Here is a 233-nt window from a genome sequence, read left to right on the forward strand (position 1 = left end):
CCTCTTGTCATTTATATATTTAACTTCTTCCGCCTGCCGTTCCACGCCGGAAACCATTTCGTTAAGACAAAATTCAGCCATTTTTTCAATTGATATACGTTCTGAAAAACCGATTGACTTCACATTCTCTGCGGATGGCACCAACATATTTGCCGTTTTTAAACAGCCTGCAAGAGCGCCCGTATACGGATCATTCATGCCTTCTTTAAAAGAGTGAACAAGAAGCAGAGAAT

At 40.8% G+C, this 233-nt stretch carries 1 protein-coding gene; it reads right to left on the reverse strand.

Translation table 11 applies throughout. From position 1 onward, the window contains the following. Positions 1-233 (reverse strand): hypothetical protein (locus SB660_RS23980; protein WP_410585127.1); only part of this gene is annotated, 233 nt, incomplete at both ends.

The sequence above is a fragment of the Bacillus sp. SIMBA_005 genome (genome assembly GCF_046535585.1).
Taxonomy (GTDB): Bacteria; Bacillota; Bacilli; order Bacillales; family Bacillaceae; genus Bacillus; species Bacillus pumilus.